Origin of the sequence: Sediminibacterium sp. (assembly GCF_030695065.1) — a bacterium.
Taxonomy (GTDB): Bacteria; Bacteroidota; Bacteroidia; order Chitinophagales; family Chitinophagaceae; genus Sediminibacterium.
Map to the genome: position 1 here is coordinate 372,994 of NZ_JAUYTR010000016.1, position 16,949 is coordinate 389,942.

Here is a 16,949-nt window from a genome sequence, read left to right on the forward strand (position 1 = left end):
ATGTTATCGTTCTGGGAAAAAGACAGTTTTTATGCCGATACAGATATTGTGATCATCGGTGCCGGCCTAATGGGTCTTTGGTCTGCCTATGAATTAAAAAAAGCAGCTCCTTCCCTATCCATAACCATACTAGAAAAAAATGCAACCCCTTTAGGTGCTTCTACCCGCAATGCAGGTTTTGCTTGCTTCGGAAGTTTAACCGAATTAATTAGTGATGAAACTACCATGGGTACTGCTGCCATGCTATCCATTGTAGAAAGCCGTTTTAAAGGCATCCAAAAAATACGTGCGAATTTTTCGGATGAAGCCATTCAATACGATGCTTGTGGAGGATTTGAAGCCATTCAAAATAATCATTTCACTGCGGCCAACTTAGATGGGCATATTCAGTATCTAAATGGGTTATTAGCACCCATAACAGGCAGCCATCAAACCTTTTGCAATGCTACCAAACAGCTGAATCGGTATGGGGTGAAAGCATTTGATCATTTGGTATACAATTCATTTGAAGCAGGCATTCACAGCGGTAAATTAGTAAATGAATTGACCAATAAAGTATTGGCATTGGACGTACGAATTATTAATGGTATAGAAGTGAAGGGTTGGATTAAAACTGGCGAATCCATTGAGATAGCTACCCAGTTTGGACAAACCATCAAAGCCAAGCAGTTAATTGCTTGTATGAATGGATTTACTCAAACCCTTTTACCACAATTGAATATTGTTCCTGCAAGAGGTCAAATACTCTTGACCAAACCCATTGATGGGTTAATTTTAAAAGGTACTTTCCATTTTGATGAAGGGTTTTATTACTGGAGAAATATTGGCAATCGAATACTAATTGGTGGGGCGCGTAATTTGGATATTGCAGGTGAACAAACTACCAATTTAGCAGGGTCAGATAAAATCAGGAACCACTTAGCTCAATTTTTGGCTACCTATATTGATACGAATCACCCCATTGAAATAGAACAATACTGGAGCGGCATTATGGGCTTTACTCCCAATAAAGAACCCCTTTGCACTTGGGCAGAACCCAACGTATTAGCTGTAATTGCTTGCAATGGAATGGGCGTAGCACTTACCCCTATTGTGGCTGAAAAAGTTGCGGCAATGGTACTAGCGAATGATTAACTTTAGGCTCAATTTCAACCATGAAAAAGCTATTTTATTTTTTGGTCTTGTCTTATATTATGAGCAGCTGTCAAACTAATGCAGAAGCAGATAATACCCAACAAGAAAAACTGCAGGCAATTCAAGAGCCTGTGAATATTCCATTCCAAGTATTGAATATTTTTCCGCACGATACTTCTTCCTATACGCAAGGTTTGATTTGGTATGAAGGAAAATTGTGGGAGGGCACTGGATTGCTTACAGAAAGTAAACTATTATTAACCGATCTTAAAACAGGAAAAGCAATCAAGTCGGTTAAACTACCCGACAATGAATTTGGAGAAGGGATTACCATTTTAAATAACAAAATTTATCAACTAACCTGGGAAGATCATAAAGTGTATGTATACGATCTCAAAACGTTGAAGCAAGAAAAAGTTTTCGATTGGCCTTATGAAGGTTGGGGTATTACTACAGATGGAAAGGCTTTACTAGTATCAACCGGTGGGAGCAACTTATATTGGGTAGACCCATCTACTTTTAAAATCACCAAAACATTGGGAGTATCAGACAACAATGGATATGTTGACAGTATTAATGAACTAGAATGGATCAATGGTTTTATTTATGCCAACAAATATTTAACCGACTATATTTTAAAAATAGATCCAAGCTCTGGTTTAGTTGTGGGTAAATTAAACCTAACTGGCTTATTACAACAAAGTAACCAACCCATTGTAGCTAATACCGATGTATTAAATGGAATTGCCTTTAACCCAACAACTGGCAACTTGCTAATAACAGGAAAACGTTGGCCAGCCTTATTTGAATTGAAACTGAATTAATTTTTTTGCAGAATATAAATTATAGAACTGCATTTATTCGGATTCCTAATTGCTGCTAAATTTGATTTTAATCCTTGCCAAAAAGCAGCAAGATAACGTGTTGCCCCATATTGATACTGTTCACTCAACATAGAAACATAAAACGAATCAAACCACATTGGTTGATTTGCTACAATCGTAAAACCATGCATGCCTGCCAACTGAGTCATTGAAGCGGGAGAAAAATGATACAAGTGCCTCGGCACATCATACGCTGCCCAAATAGATTGATAATGTGCAGCATCAGAAGATGTATAGTTTGGCACTGCAATCACTAGCTTACCCCCTTTTGGTAAAATATGATTGAATTGTTTCCAATAGCCTTGCAAATCGTGCACATGTTCTAATACATGCCACATGGTAATAACATCAAAACTATGCGGAGTAAATGAATACAATTCATTGGGTAATAACAAGTCTATCCCATATTGCTTCTTCGCTTCAGCTCTTGCACTTGAATCGGGCTCCAAAGCAGTTGTATGCCAGCCTTGGGCTTTCATGGTAGCAGCAAAAGCGCCTACTCCTGCCCCAATATCTAATAATCGTCCATTGGAAAGACCAGTGTATTTCTTAATCAGCTTTGCTTTTGCACCTAATGTATAATTTCTTACTAAGTGATAGAGTTGATTAATTAAACCTTTCTTGGTATTAGAATGAGAAATATAATTATTAGATTGATAATAAGGACCAATTTGATCAATGTTTGGAATGTCTTGGGTAAACCTTACACTGCACTGATTACAATGCCAAATATCAAAATCTTCTTTGCTAACTGTATGGTCTTTTGCAGTGATTGCATATTCAACTTTATCGGAATTACAAGCAGGGCATTGGTAATGATGAATAGGTGTAAACATAAATTAGCAAAAACTTTATACATAATAGAACAGCAATGCACCTATACCAATCATTAATAGTATAACAGCATACACCCACCAGTTATCACTGGTTTTAATTTGACTATCTTGTCCTAACAATTCTCTAATATCTTCCTCTTCTTGCTCAGTAAGGTTTCTTTCTTCGTCGTGGTTAATTTTAACCGCTTCCTTTTTAGCAAATTCAATGGTTTCACCCACTTTTACCTGAGGCAATAATTCCAATAAATTTTTTTCTGGAGTAAACAATATATACCCATTTTCTTCTTTTCGCATTGCACCTATACCTGGTATTACAGCACCTTGTGGAGTAGTTAAAGAAGTTTTGATTTTATATACATAGTCGTGAAACTGCTTAATGGCAGTCATTTGATCTACCCCCAATTCTTCAGAAATAAAATCAAACAAAAATTTATCAGAAGGGGGTGTTTGCTCTTGCTTAAAACGAATGGCTGGAGCAGGTGCAAAAAGAAATCCATTGGCATTATCTAATTTGGCGGTATTTGGTTCAATCACAAAATTACCCACGTCTGGAATACTCAATCGGTGATTGAGCACAAGGTATTTATGAAGGTATTGATACATGCAATTAGCGTTTATTGGAACGAATATACAACTCCTCCCATAACATTAAAACCAAAAACAGGGTATTGGTTCCAACGCTGGTAAGTATTGTTGAAAAGATTATTCATTTGAAGCCACAGATTCAACTTGGGCATAATGCCAAATTCAAAGCCCAAATTCATATCCATCGCGGGTGAAAGCCTTCTTGCAGTGAAAGAAAATGAATCTCTATATAAAGAACCAGAACGATAAAAAAGATCCGCTTTTACCTGCAAGTCTCCTATCGGTTTCCAAATTAAGCCTGCAGTTGTTTCTAATGGAATTAACCCAAATGCATCCGTTGCGGCATCTAGTTTACTGAAATTACTATAACTGGCACTGGCTAATAAAGAAAGTTTTTCTTGAAAAGTATAATTGATTTCTCCACTTAGTTTTAAGGCATTCATATTGGTATAAACAATATCGAAAGCTTTGCCATCTCCCAATTGGTTAAAGAAAATTGGCTGGTCTTTCATTTGCATCAAAGCTACTTGTGCATTGAATGAGAAATGGTTGTTCGTACTCCCATTCAAGCCAATATATTGCTCAATTGATCGGGTATTTCTAAGTTGATTGGGTAAAGCAATCCATGGATTATACTGTGCAAGTGAACGGAAACTATTTTTATAAAACGAACCTTTAAATCCTGCTTCAACAGAAAAATTGGAATTGGGCAATCTAGAATTAAGCGTAAAATTGGGTAAAAGGTTAAATACTCCGTTGTTCCAAGTTGGTTTTATACCAAGATTCAATTTTACGTTGGGTGTTTTAAGTAATATGCTAGGGTCTATGCTGTACAAATTATTGTTGATGGCACTACTAATTGTACTTGGTGAACTGTATTTAGCCATATCTGCATTAGCAGTAATATTGATGCCTAGCATTTTTCCAAAAAACTTTTCAATAGGGGCTTTAATGATGATATTATTTTCACCCGCATTATTGGTATTGGTAAAACGATTGAATTGAATTATTGGATGAAAATCAATTCCCGACTGAGTGCGTTGTTTATTCTTCACTCCAACTTCTAAAGACAGCCCATTGTATACCAATTGCAATTCGTCTTTGGGATAAACCAGTGTATTAGGCATGAATCCATATCGGTATCTAGTAGTACTGTTAAATTGCGCATGAGAAGTCCATTCCAAATTATTAGTTGTATTTATAACAGACAATACATCTAAATCAAATTTACTGTACTGTTGTGCATACAATTTTCCTTTAGACCTTACAAAACTAGTTTGAATTTGGGTAATCATTTTTTTTCCGTCGCCAAAAGAAAAACGTCCTTCCCCAAAAAAAGAGCTTAGGTTACCGGCTCCCGCTTTAACACGATGTGTATTCTTCCAAACGGCCGGCGAATCTGTTGGAAGCGCCAAGGGTTTGAGTGGAATGGGCTGATAAGAGAAAAATAAATTAGAAGACGGTACTTTATAAGTTAATGGCAATCTAGAAGAATCTGCAACAGCAGTTGCTGCTGTGAAATTTATTTTTGCAGCATTTTGCAAAGATGGCTTAAAAGCAGAAGTGATGATGACTGTTCTAGTAGATCCAGTATCTGAATTGGTTTTATCTGAAACAGAATAAGCTACCGACAAACTTTCCCCTTTTGCTTTTACACTAGCTGTTGCAGTTTGTTTGGTTTTTAATTTTTTAATACTCGCTTTCTTTTTAACAACCTTTGATTGTTTGGCTTTTTTCTTTTTACTCTTTCGTTGTTGCGCAAAAGTATCCAAACTAAACCCTATCAATAACAATAATATAAAAAGTGCAATTTTCGTTTTCATGTTTCTTGTTATTTATATTATTGTACTTTATTATTTTTTTCCTTCTCGGCTATTACTAAAGCCAGCTTAGCTGCAGCTTCTTTTTTAAGCTCTTCTAATTCAGCATTATCTGCCACACTTTTAAAAGTAGCTTCCGCATTAAAATAATCTTTCTGGTTTAAGTAAATATCTCCAACTAATAAGTAACTCTTAGTTACCCAAAAGGTATAAGATCCGTACTTTTTAATTACTTCAAAACATGCTTTTTCAGCTTCATCTAATTTGCCTAATTGCAATAATAGTTCCCCAACTCTATATTGTGATTCCGCTGTAATTTCAGATTTACCCAATGGTAAAAGCGATTGGAACCCCTGAAGTGCTTGCGGATATTTTTTATCCATTTGATCATTCTTTGCAATTACGAATCCTGCCATTACTCTGTCATCGGTGGCTATGCTTTTTTGCAACAACAATTCTGCGGCATTAGGAGCAGCTTGCGCAAATTGTTGGGTTTTGTACTGACAACGCAATAATCCCCGCATTGCTTCCAACTTGTTTTCCTGCTGTAGGGCAATTGTTTTTAATAGCGCATAATAAGTAGAAGCATTGTTGTAGTCTTGGAGGTCAAAATAATAAATTCTACCAGCCTGCAATGTACTTCGCTCCGCATATTTGTTAGGAGACAATGCAGCAACTGCTTTATAATATTTAAGCGCTTCACTATTTTTTTTCTGTAATAGATTTATTTCTGCTAAAAAATAATTGGCTTCAACTGCATATTTTCCTTGAGGGAAATTGGCGAGATAAGTGCTAAATCCAGCTTCTGCTCCTTGATTATCTTTTAATTCAAACCGAATAGACGCAGACTTATACGTAATTGAATCAGCTTCATTTCCAGCTATGGTTTTCCCATTCGTTTCCATAAATTGGATATAGGCCAATGGCTGTTGCTGTTCTATAAATATATTTCTAATGTATTCAACAGCAGCATCCGATTCAGTACTATTTGGATACTTAGACACCAACTGTTTAAATTGGCTCAATGACTCATCATTTTTATTCAAATTAAAATAAGCAATCCCCAATTTTTGGTAAGCTACTGGATAAAGTGCAGCAGCGTCTTTTTGATTAAGCAACGCTTCTAAAGGATCAATTACTTTTTCGAAAGCTTCATCGGCCAAATAGGTATTAGCTATTTCAAGCCTTGATTGCGCCAACATTATAGAAGTTGGATACAATTGAGGTATCGATTGCAATAAAGTCAACTTCTGCGCTTGATTATTAGTTGCACCAGCAATAATGGCTTTTTGATAAGTGGCATAATCAGCAGATATCCAATTCAATTGAACAATTTGATCATACAAATTCAATGCTTGCTTATACTCTTTCAACATAAACCAGCAATCGGCAGCCCTAATAACAGCATCTTTCTCCACATTATTTAAGGCCGAATGAGGATTTTTATTCACCAATTCGTATTGCTCCTTAGCTTGTTTATACATTTCTTTTTTTAGATACGCATAAGCCAAATTATAGCGGGCATTGCTGGGATTAACCTCTCCATTTCTAATGGGTGCTTTTAAATACTGAGTTAAAAACTGAATGGCGTCATCCATTTTGCCCGATCGGTAACTCAATTCTCCTTTCCAGAAATAAACCAGTGGCAACTGTGGTGTATTATTGGGCGTCATTAAAATTTTATCTAATAAAATTTCAGCAGCATCTAACTGCTGGTCGTTAATTAATTCAACTGTTCTACCATACAAGAGTCTTGGCAAAAGTGCAGTAGCGTTGGCCGACTTATTGGGCAACGACTCAAATAGAGACAAAGCATCTTTAAAACTATTGGTATTGGCAAGGGTACTTATCAATAACTCTTTGGATTCGTTTACATACCCTGATTGCGGATACTGGGCTACAAATTGTTGAAAGCTTTTAACAGCAATATCAAAATAACCCAATTCATAAGACAGTTTAGCATAATGAAAACTAGATACTTCTTTTTGAACCCGGTTACTGTTATTGGCTGCACAAAATTGAAATGCATTTCTTGCATTCTGCAAATCATTCACCTTTAAATAGGCATCGGCTAGTAAATACATGCTGTTTTGCTCCAAAGAATCTAAAGCCCCGCCTATTTGCTTAAAACCTTGAATGGCTTTATTCCAATTCTTTGCTTCATAATAACAATAAGAAAGCTCATATAAGTCTTCCCTTCTTACTTTTTCACTAGACGCAATATAAGTTTCTAAATAAGGTAAGGCACGTGCAAATTCTCTTTTTTCGAACAATAAGTGACCTACCAATTGCTTTAATTGTAAATCGTAATATTGCCCATTTCTTTTGATGGCGCTTTCCCCATAGGTTAAAGCCTTTTCTCTATTGCCGCTAAAATAGTAAAGCTCCGTCAAGTAAAATGGCACCACGTGTTGGTAATCTGGATGTGTTTCGGCAATCAAAAAACATTCAATAGCTGTTTCATAAGACTTTTCACTAAATGCTAAAAAGCCATAATAATAATTGGCATCAATATAATTGGGATCTGCAGGCATTTGTCTAATGGTATTAAACAAAGGCTTCGCATTTTCAAAGTCTTGATTTATAAAATAGGCATACCCTTGATGAAATTTCATAGTAGCAATCTGTCTGTTATTTAAATTGACAATATTGCTTTTTGCATAATAAGTTAATGCCTTATTGTATTCTTTTTGCTGGTAATAATATTCACCTAAATAAAATGAAACCATTTGAACATGTGCTAAATGATTGTCTAATTCAACAAAAGTTTTAGCTAAATCTGCAGCACCAATTTCATCTAATTGTAATCCGCAAATAATATAATAGTATTGAGCATCTGCCATTAATTGTACAGGCATATTGCTTTTCTTAATTCCATTATTATAAAGTCTTTTAAAAACCGGGAAGGCCAAACTAAATTGATCTTGTTGATACAATTGCTTCGCTGATTTAAAAGCTGCATCGGCATCAGACCATTCCATTGTTTCCTGAGAATGAACCGATGTGAAAAAACCAAAAAAGGTAAGTATAATAAACGCGACTATTTTATACATGGGCAGGAATATATAGTGCAAAGATTTTTTTATTTGTTGGTATTAAGTGGCAAAGCATTGTTAAAGATATGCAGAGGCGCTGTTATGCTTGGTTAAACATGCCTTTTGTGGAAAAACAGGATAAGGTTGTAAGTTTGTCAACAAATTGTAAGGATGTACGAACATTTAACAACAGTGAGGGTTAGGTATGCAGAGACCGATCAGATGAATATTGTTTATTACGGCAATTATGCCCAATACTTTGAAGTTGGAAGAGCGGAATGTATAAGGGCCTTGGGTTTTACCTATAAACAAATGGAAGAAATGGGGGTTCGTATGCCCGTTGTGGCAATGGAAGCTAAATTTTTAAGGCCAGCGCATTATGATGATTTAATTACCATCAAAACCATTTTAAAATCACTTCCAACGCAACACGAAATTTGTTTTGAACATGAAGTATACAACGAGAGAAAAAAATTACTAACAACGGGGAAGGTGACCCTTTATTTTATCAATACACTTACCAATAAACGCATGGGAATGCCGGCAGATTTTTTAGCAACTTTGGCCCCCTATTTTACCATTCAATAAGCCCATTTTCATGAATAAAATATACGCATCAATTATAACCATCGGAGACGAATTACTGATTGGTCAAGTAATTGATACCAATAGCAGTTGGATAGCCCAAGAACTAAACAAAGCTGGCATACAAGTTAAAAACAGAGTGGCTGTTGGTGATAACAGAGAAGATATTTGGCAAGCACTTGACGAGGCAATTTCAAAATCATCATTGGTTCTAATCACGGGTGGATTAGGGCCCACTGCAGATGATATCACCAAGCCATTATTATGCGATTATTTTGGCGGGAAAATGGTAATGGATCAGGCTACCCTAGACCATGTGACTCATATATTCCAGCATATTTTAAAAAGGCCAATGATAGAGCGAAATACATTACAAGCTCAAGTACCAGATGTATGCACCGTATTGAAAAACGAAAAAGGAACTGCGCCAGGAATGTTGTTTAGCAAAAACAATGTAAAAGTAATTGCCATGCCAGGTGTTCCACACGAAATGAAATGGATAATGCAACACCATGTTATGCCATTGGCTGCCCAATGGTTCAATAGTGGATTTATTGAACACCGTACTTTATTAACAGCTGGTATTGGAGAAGCCTTTTTAGCTGAACAAATCAACCACTTTGAAGCTGCTTTACCCAATCATATTAAATTGGCCTACTTGCCCAATTATGGAATGGTTAGACTTCGATTAAGCGCTTGGGGAAGCAATCAAGATGATTTAAATAAAGAATTAGATAACCAGTTTAATCAACTGAAAAATAATGTTTTAGAATATTTGGTAACCGACAAAGATGAGCCCATGGAAATGGTAGTGGGTAATTTACTAAAACAGAAAAATCAAACGGTAGCTACTGCAGAAAGTTGTACCGGAGGTTATATTGCTCACTTGCTTAGCAAGCATGCTGGGTCATCCACTTTCTTTACTGGATCTATCATTTCTTACGCCAATATAATAAAGGAACAATTATTAGATGTACCCCATGAGACCTTAATTACAGTGGGTGCAGTAAGCAAGGAAGCAGTTAGGCAAATGGCGGTTTCAGTTAGAGAAAAAATGAGTACCGATTATGCCATTGCAGTAAGTGGCATCATGGGACCTGGAGGGGCTACAGAAGAAAAAGCAGTAGGCCTTGTTTGGATTGCTGTAGCATCGAAAAAAAACGTAATTATTAAGCACTTTCAGTTTAGATTTGATAGAGAACGAAATATCAACCTAACATCCATCAATGCATTGAATATGTTGAGGGCTATGATTGTGGATAATAGTTGATTATTTAATCGGAATCAACAACTATCTTTGTTGATTAGTAGTGGATTGCGTATATTAACTATACCTTATTAACCCGCTTTAAACAGTAGTACAATATGGCAATAGCTGAATTGGTGATGCCCAAATTGGGTGAAAGTATTATGGAAGCTACCATTCTTAAATGGCATAAGAAAGTTGGCGACCATGTTAAGTTAGACGAAACCGTATTGGATATTGCTACTGATAAAGTAGACAGTGAAGTTCCATCTACAGTAGAGGGAACCATAACTGAAATCCTTTACAATGTAAACGATGTTGTACCTATTGGTACCGTAATTGTAAGAGTTGAAACAGCTACTAATGCAAGTGCACCTGCACCTGCTCCAGTTGTAGCGGCTCCTATTGTTGAAACACCTGTTGCACCTGCTCCTACACCTATAGTTGAAGCACCAGTTGTTGTTGCAGCGCCACCGCCACCAGCACCAGCTCCCACTCCAGTAATTCCTCCACCAGTGGTTGAAGTGCCTTATACGCCAAGTGCTCCAATGGTTGAATTAATGGCTAAGCCTGCATCGAATCGATTCTATTCTCCATTGGTGTTGAATATTGCCAATAGTGAAGGAATCAGCTTAAGTGAATTAGAAAGAATACCTGGAACTGGCAATGATGGCCGTGTTTCTAAAAAAGATATTTTACAATATGTTGCAGATAAAAAAGCAGGAAGGGTTCCTACCTATCAGCCTGCTCCAGTGTATGCTGCAGCGCCACAATACGCTGCTCCTGTTGCGCCACAACAAGTGCAACAACCTATACCACAACCTGCCTTGCCTACAGAGCCAGTTGCTCCAATTGAACCAACTGTAGTTGCACCAGAAGCTACTCCAGTAGCACCACCTCCCGTAGTAGCGCAAGAACCTGCTCCTGTGTCTGTTCAACCACAGCCAATTGCTCCAGTTTACCAAGAACCAATTGTACCTGTTGTTCCAGAACCACAAGCAACCTATCATACAGCACCAGAGCCAATAATAAAATCTGGCACTAGGTTTCCTGAACAAAACGTGGTTGCTAATACTGCACCTATGCCACCATCGCCACAAGCGATATTTGCACAGCCTTCAGGCAAGTATTCAGACCCATCCATGGTAACTGTTACAGGTGCCACTGAAATAATTGAAATGGATCGTATGCGAAAGCTAATTGCTAAGCATATGGTTGATAGTAAACACACAAGTCCGCATGTAACCAGCTTTGCTGAAGCAGATGTGACCAATATGGTAATGTGGAGAACAAAAGTAAAAAATGAATTTGAACAGCGTGAAGGCACTAAGCTTACATTCACTCCAATGTTTGTGGAATGTATTGCCAATGTAATTAAGCGTTTCCCTTATATAAATTGCTCTTTAGAAGGTGATAAAATCATTCTGAAAAAGGACATCAATATTGGCATGGCTACTGCATTACCATCTGGAAACTTAATTGTTCCTGTAATTAAAGGAGCCGACCAAATGAATATAGTTGGCTTAAGCAAAGCTGTAAATGGTTTAGCTGATGCTGCTAGAAATTCCAAACTAAAACCAGAAGATACTACTGGTGGTACATTCACATTAACAAATGTGGGTACATTCGGTAGTTTAATGGGAACCCCAATTATTAGTCAACCACAGGTAGCTATCATGGCAGTGGGTGCTATCAAAAAACGTCCAATGGTTATGGAAGGTCCTGATGGAGACACCATTGCAATAAGACATATGATGTACTTGTCATTAAGTTATGACCATCGAATTGTAGATGGAAGTATTGGAGCCAGCTTTTTAACGGAAGTGGCCAAAGAATTTGAAAAATGGGATATAAATAAACAATGGTTTCACTACCTATAAACCTTAAAAAAGCCCTGATAATTATCGGGGTTTTTTATTGCGGCTTACTTCATTTAAAGGCTCAAACACCTGGACTAGGAACTTGGAATGTATTAACTGGGCGTTTCAATTACAATAGTAAATGGATTGCATTTATTGAATTGCAATTACGCTCTCAACAAACTTTTGATCATTTTAATTACCATGAAGTAAAGGGTGGAATAGGTTATGCTATTAGTCCTAGTTTATCGGCTTTAGTTGGAACGGGTAGATATATAACTTACCAAGTGGATGATAATTTCAAAACCCCATTTATAGTTAGTGAAAACAGAATTTGGCAGCAATTAATTTGGAACCAATCTTTACAACAATTTAGAATTGAACATAGGCTAAGGGCAGAACAACGATACACTTCTAATGGATATAGAAATAGATTCAGGTACAGAATTAGCGCAATAGTACCATTAAATAACAATACAATCACCAATAAGACCTTCTTTGTAAATACTTCCAATGAATTTCACTTGAACAACGAGGGGGTATTTTTTGAACAGAATCGCTATTATTTAGGTGGTGGATACAATTTTAATAGTCAGTTAAGTATTCAAATGGGTTGGATTTATCGTTCCGACTTTTTTACACAAAACAGGGCACAATACAAGAACTTTTTACAAACCAGTTTGCAATTCACATTTAATAAAAGCAAAAATCCTACAATAAAAAATATAGGGACAGTAGATTAATTATTCAGCTGGCTCAAAAAATGAAAACAGGGTTGTACCGTAGTTTCTTACAAAAGAAAACCCTTCCATTTTTTCATAAGCGTTCCTAGGAGTATGTTCTAAAACAAAAAAACCACCTGGGGCAATTAGTTTTTTGGATACAATTATCTTTGGTATTTCATCAATGGTACCCAAGGCATAAGGAGGACCTGCAAAAATAAAATCATACTGCTTAGTACAACTTTGTAAAAAAGCAAATACATCCATTTTTAGCAATTGAACATTTTCCATCCCTAACATGGTGGCATTCTTGCCTATAAATGCATGCATAATGGGGTCTTTCTCTACAATAGTCAGGTGCTCTGCACCTCTAGACGCGAGTTCATAACTAATGCATCCAGTTCCTCCAAATAAATCAAGGGTTTCTATACCATCAAAGCTCATCCTGTTTTGCAAGATATTGAACAATCCCTCTTTTGCTATATCGGTTGTAGGTCGGGTATATGGCATATTGGCTGGGGGACTAATCCTTCTTCCACCCCATTTTCCTGATATTATTCTCATAGTGCCAATTTAAAAAATGGCGCAAAATAATGATGCGCATATTCTTTATTAACTTCAAACATTATTCCATTGGCTTCCATGGAATCAATTTCTATATTCTCGTATACTTTTTTTAATTGCAAGTATAATTCGGTATTTAAATCGATCATGCCACTTAGCTCAACAATAGCAAACTCCGTATTTATTCCAAACTGTTGTGCTCCTCGGATGATATAATAAACTGCATCTTCCGCAATTTTAAAAGAGAATGTTTGAATCATTTGAATTTTTGCATCTTTAAAAATGGCCATGATAAAATGTCCATGATAAAATTGCAATTTCACCAATTGCTCCTCATTCTTCCGCCTATTCATTACATCGTTTAACAAAGAAGTATAAACATGTGATGTTTGAAAAATAATAAACTGTCTAGTCAATAATTCTGCCAACGACTTCTTTATTCGATAAGTATTAATGAAACTTCTAGTGGCAATCAGTTTCTCATACTTTACTTCCATCCTACTACTTTCACCATAAATTAGGTTCAAGTAATCTTCTGCAGATGTTGCAGTTAAAAATTTCTCGGGAACTAAAATTGATTCTGGCGTACAGAAAAAACAAGTAACCTGTTTAAAGGTTTTATTAAACAGTTTAGAAATGGTTTTGATTTCATAAAAAATATCGTTCCAATCTTCTGTTTGATCTTTATCTAGACTAAAATACTCAAAAGCTACAATGGTTCCATTGTCTACTGATTTAGACATGCAACGCATTTCCTGCTCATCCAATTCTATGATGAGCTGAAAAGCAGATCCACTGATGGGATCCTCATTGTAAAATCCTGCTTTTTTCCTTGCCATTCATCTTAATTACGTTGCAATAATATATAAAAAAGCATTAACGGAGAGCGAAGATATTATGAGCACTCATTTTACTAACTTCGCTGCCCAATATGAGCAATCTTTCGCCTCTCAATCTTCAAGTAAATACAGGGAATAAAGCCATCCTTCGTATTGCTTTGCCCATATCGGCATCTATTGTTGTTCCACAAATCAACTTTATTACCAACAATATTTTCTTAGGAGGATTGGGGCAGAAAGAATTAGGGATTGCAGGCATTACCGGCGTTTATTACTTAATGTTTGCAGTGATTGGGAATGGATTGAACAATGGATTACAGGCTTTAATATCTAGAAGGGCTGGTGAAAATAGAATAGATGAAATTGGAATCCTCTTTTGGCATGGGGTAAGAATAGCTATGTTCTTTGCAGTCTTTGGCATCTTAACTACTTGGTTTGTTGCACCAATGGTATTGCAATGGTCTTTGCACGATCAGGAAGGTATTGACATGGCAGTGCAGTTTTTGCATATTCGAATTTGGGGTTTGCCCCTACTCTATATTTATCAAATGCGCAATGCGTTATTGGTAGGAATTAATCAAAGTAAATTATTGGTACTAGGTACAGCTACAGAAGCCATCATCAATATCGTTTTTGACTATGGCTTAATATATGGCAAATTGGGCATGCCTAATTTAGGATTTAATGGGGCCGCTTATGCTTCCATTATTGCAGAAGGTGCTGGCTTATTGGCCGTTTTTTTGGTCATTCGATTTAATGGGATGAGTAAAAAAATTAATTTATTTAACAAAGTTGCTTATCAATTCTCTTATATCAGGCTCATATTAAATCAATCATATCCGCTTATACTGCAACATGTCATCAGTATCATGAGCTGGGAATACTTTTATATTTTGATTGAACACCATGGTGCTAGAGACCTTGCGGTTTCTAATACCATGCGAAACCTTTTTGGATTCTTTGGTTGTTTTACTTGGGCATTTGCCGCCACCACCAATACCATGGTGAGCAACGTAATTGGTCAGGGAAGAAAAGAAGAAGTGATTCCTTTAATTTATAGGATTCTTAAATGGAGTATGGGCTTCGCTTGTATAGTATTTATATTCTTGAATGTATTTCCAAGGGCATTCCTTGGCATATATGGACAAGGCGAAGACTTTATACAAGCTGGAATTCCTGTGCTAAGAGTAGTATCTGTAGCAATGATTATGATGTCTGCTGCAACAGTTTGGGTTAATGCAGTTACGGGAACAGGAAATTCTAAAATGAATTTGTTTACAGAAGTAGCAACAATTATTTTTTACTTGGTTTACGTATACATCGTTTTAGAAAAAATGAACTTGCCCATCACATGGGGATGGGCAAGCGAATGGTTGTATTGGTCCATTATGTTTATTCCTTCATTCTGGTATATCACCAGCAATCGTTGGAAAAAAATTAAGATCTAACCTTTTAATTGTTGCACTAAATCAATGTATTGCTGCATTGCATCATCCTTGGTAATACCCTGCAATTTTGCCCATGCTTCGTGCTTAAACTTTGCAACAAAGTCAAACATATTGGCTGGACCTTCTTCTTTGTTATCGCCCTCGGTAGCTTGCTTGTACAATGAATAAAGTTTTAACAAAGTTTCGTTATCTGGCTTTTCAGACAATGTTTTGCTGTTGGCAACTGCTTCTAAAAATAAATCTTGTAAGCTCATATGGTGGTTTTATTGTAATGATGCTAATAGTTTGGCGCCCTCTGCTTTTAAAGCAATATCATTAAAAGAACGATTGGGCATTTTAACCAACTTCTCTAATACCTCAATAGCTTTTGAGGGCTGTCTATTTTCTTTATACGCTTTAGCTAAATCTAATTGATTGGTAACAAAATAGGGCTCTAAGGTTCTAGATTTTTCCATATATAATATGGCTTTTTCTATATCTCCATTTGGCAAGCCTCCATAAAATAATTTTACCGCAGCTTTTTTAAGCCCAGACAATGTAACCATTTCATAATGCCATTTGCCCAATGTATAATTGGCTCTTGCATGATTGGCATTAATGCTTAATGCTTTGTCGGCGAATTCTTTTACGTCTTTCACAAACGCTACTATCTTTTTATTTTCTATATCTAAGTCGGTCATTTTACCAGAAACAGTTGCCATTGCATAATTGGCGTCGGCATTATTAGGATCTGCTTTTAGTGCACGCTGCGCATAAGACATAGCCGATTCAAAATACAAACGTTTATTATTTTCATCCTTTTCTCTACCGCCTATGGCTATTTCCAATTCTGTTGCTTTAACCAAATATTTGATATTGCTGGGTTCTAGCATCAATATTTGTTTGTATTTGGCGAGTGCCTCTGGTTCTTTTAACTGACGTTCTATATTCTCAGCCTCTTTAGCTAATATAGCAATGTCTTGAGAAAAGGCAGCCCCAATCCAACTACAAAAAATCACAATAATAAAAGCAAATCTAATTTTCATAATCGGCTCTATTCACTTTTAAAGAAACCCCTAAACTGCCCACAAACTGAGCAATGGGTGGTTTTAACTTATTAATAGAAATAACTACATATTCAGCTAGAGAAAACTGTGCCAAAATTTCGTTTGCAATTTCAGAAGCAATGGTTTCTAATAAAGGAGTTGCAATTTGCATGCGCTTTTTTACCAATTCATACACTAAAGCATAATTAATGGTGTCTGCTATATGTAAAATAGGAAACTGAATGGGTGTAAAACCCACTTCAATATTTATGATAAACTCATTACCCAATACCTGCTCTTCCTTGTATAATCCATGGTAAGCAAAAAAATGTAAATCATTTAAATGAATGCTCGCTTTGCTCATGTT

The 16,949-nt window shown here is 36.3% G+C and carries 16 protein-coding genes; 7 read left to right on the top strand and 9 right to left on the bottom strand.

What is annotated here, in order from left to right; all coding sequences use genetic code 11:
• Nucleotides 1-1,134, top strand: a complete 1,134-nt coding sequence (locus Q8S25_RS08525) for an FAD-binding oxidoreductase (protein WP_305536751.1) — start codon at nucleotides 1-3, stop codon at nucleotides 1,132-1,134.
• Nucleotides 1,135-1,154: 20 nt separating this feature from the next.
• Entirely contained in the window at nucleotides 1,155-1,958 is an 804-nt protein-coding gene (locus tag Q8S25_RS08530; protein ID WP_305536753.1) for a glutaminyl-peptide cyclotransferase, read from the top strand.
• Here Q8S25_RS08530 and Q8S25_RS08535 read toward each other — a convergent pair.
• Genes Q8S25_RS08535 through Q8S25_RS08550 form a run of 4 tightly spaced genes read right to left on the bottom strand, consistent with a single transcriptional unit; the run spans nucleotide 1,955 to nucleotide 8,312 of the window.
• Nucleotides 1,955-2,854, bottom strand: a complete 900-nt coding sequence (locus Q8S25_RS08535) for a class I SAM-dependent methyltransferase (RefSeq protein WP_305536755.1) — start codon at nucleotides 2,852-2,854, stop codon at nucleotides 1,955-1,957. The genes Q8S25_RS08530 and Q8S25_RS08535 overlap by 4 nt on opposite strands.
• A 15-nt stretch (nucleotides 2,855-2,869) precedes the next feature.
• Nucleotides 2,870-3,457 carry a hypothetical protein gene (locus Q8S25_RS08540; protein ID WP_305536757.1) on the bottom strand — a complete coding sequence of 196 codons (588 nt, stop codon included), beginning with the start codon at nucleotides 3,455-3,457 and terminating at the stop codon, nucleotides 2,870-2,872.
• 11 nt (nucleotides 3,458-3,468) lie between these two features.
• Nucleotides 3,469-5,262, bottom strand: coding sequence for a hypothetical protein (locus tag Q8S25_RS08545; protein WP_305536759.1), 1,794 nt, complete (start codon nucleotides 5,260-5,262; stop codon nucleotides 3,469-3,471).
• 17 nt (nucleotides 5,263-5,279) lie between these two features.
• A complete protein-coding gene (locus tag Q8S25_RS08550; RefSeq protein ID WP_305536761.1) occupies nucleotides 5,280-8,312 on the bottom strand; it encodes a tetratricopeptide repeat protein in 3,033 nt (1,010 codons plus the stop codon).
• A 153-nt stretch (nucleotides 8,313-8,465) separates the two neighbouring features.
• On the opposite strand from Q8S25_RS08550, the gene Q8S25_RS08555 reads away from it, so the two are divergent.
• The 4 genes from Q8S25_RS08555 (at nucleotide 8,466) to Q8S25_RS08570 (ending at nucleotide 12,727) form a co-directional block, all read left to right on the top strand.
• Nucleotides 8,466-8,882 (top strand): thioesterase family protein, encoded by a 417-nt coding sequence (locus Q8S25_RS08555; RefSeq protein WP_305536763.1) that lies wholly within the window; start codon nucleotides 8,466-8,468, stop codon nucleotides 8,880-8,882.
• A gap of 10 nt (nucleotides 8,883-8,892) precedes the next feature.
• On the top strand, nucleotides 8,893-10,149 hold the full coding sequence (locus tag Q8S25_RS08560; protein ID WP_305536765.1) for a competence/damage-inducible protein A: 1,257 nt from the start codon (nucleotides 8,893-8,895) through the stop codon (nucleotides 10,147-10,149).
• Nucleotides 10,150-10,244: 95 nt separating this feature from the next.
• Nucleotides 10,245-12,005 carry a dihydrolipoamide acetyltransferase family protein gene (locus Q8S25_RS08565; protein WP_305536767.1) on the top strand — a complete coding sequence of 587 codons (1,761 nt, stop codon included), beginning with the start codon at nucleotides 10,245-10,247 and terminating at the stop codon, nucleotides 12,003-12,005.
• Entirely contained in the window at nucleotides 11,987-12,727 is a 741-nt protein-coding gene (locus Q8S25_RS08570) for a DUF2490 domain-containing protein (protein WP_305536769.1), read from the top strand. Before Q8S25_RS08565 ends, Q8S25_RS08570 begins: the two co-directional genes overlap by 19 nt.
• Here Q8S25_RS08570 and Q8S25_RS08575 read toward each other — a convergent pair whose 3' ends face one another.
• Nucleotides 12,728-13,270 carry an RsmD family RNA methyltransferase gene (locus Q8S25_RS08575; RefSeq protein ID WP_305536771.1) on the bottom strand — a complete coding sequence of 181 codons (543 nt, stop codon included), beginning with the start codon at nucleotides 13,268-13,270 and terminating at the stop codon, nucleotides 12,728-12,730.
• Nucleotides 13,267-14,109 carry a DUF3822 family protein gene (locus Q8S25_RS08580; protein ID WP_305536773.1) on the bottom strand — a complete coding sequence of 281 codons (843 nt, stop codon included), beginning with the start codon at nucleotides 14,107-14,109 and terminating at the stop codon, nucleotides 13,267-13,269. Before Q8S25_RS08580 ends, Q8S25_RS08575 begins: the two co-directional genes overlap by 4 nt.
• Nucleotides 14,110-14,201: 92 nt before the next feature.
• Between Q8S25_RS08580 and Q8S25_RS08585 the strand changes: the two genes are divergently transcribed.
• Entirely contained in the window at nucleotides 14,202-15,557 is a 1,356-nt protein-coding gene (locus Q8S25_RS08585) for an MATE family efflux transporter (protein WP_305536775.1), read from the top strand.
• On the opposite strand, the gene Q8S25_RS08590 is transcribed toward Q8S25_RS08585, so the two are convergent.
• From Q8S25_RS08590 to folB, 3 genes are read right to left on the bottom strand one after another with little or no spacing between them, the layout of a single operon-like run.
• On the bottom strand, nucleotides 15,554-15,811 hold the full coding sequence (locus Q8S25_RS08590) for an acyl-CoA-binding protein (RefSeq protein ID WP_305536777.1): 258 nt from the start codon (nucleotides 15,809-15,811) through the stop codon (nucleotides 15,554-15,556). The two genes, Q8S25_RS08585 and Q8S25_RS08590, sit on opposite strands and share 4 nt — an antisense overlap.
• A gap of 9 nt (nucleotides 15,812-15,820) precedes the next feature.
• Entirely contained in the window at nucleotides 15,821-16,582 is a 762-nt protein-coding gene (locus Q8S25_RS08595) for a lipopolysaccharide assembly protein LapB (protein ID WP_305536779.1), read from the bottom strand.
• Nucleotides 16,572-16,946: a dihydroneopterin aldolase gene (gene folB / locus Q8S25_RS08600; RefSeq protein ID WP_305536781.1), complete on the bottom strand. Its 375-nt coding sequence runs from the start codon at nucleotides 16,944-16,946 to the stop codon at nucleotides 16,572-16,574. The genes Q8S25_RS08595 and folB overlap by 11 nt, the downstream gene beginning before the upstream one ends.
• Nucleotides 16,947-16,949: the final 3 nt, after the last annotated feature.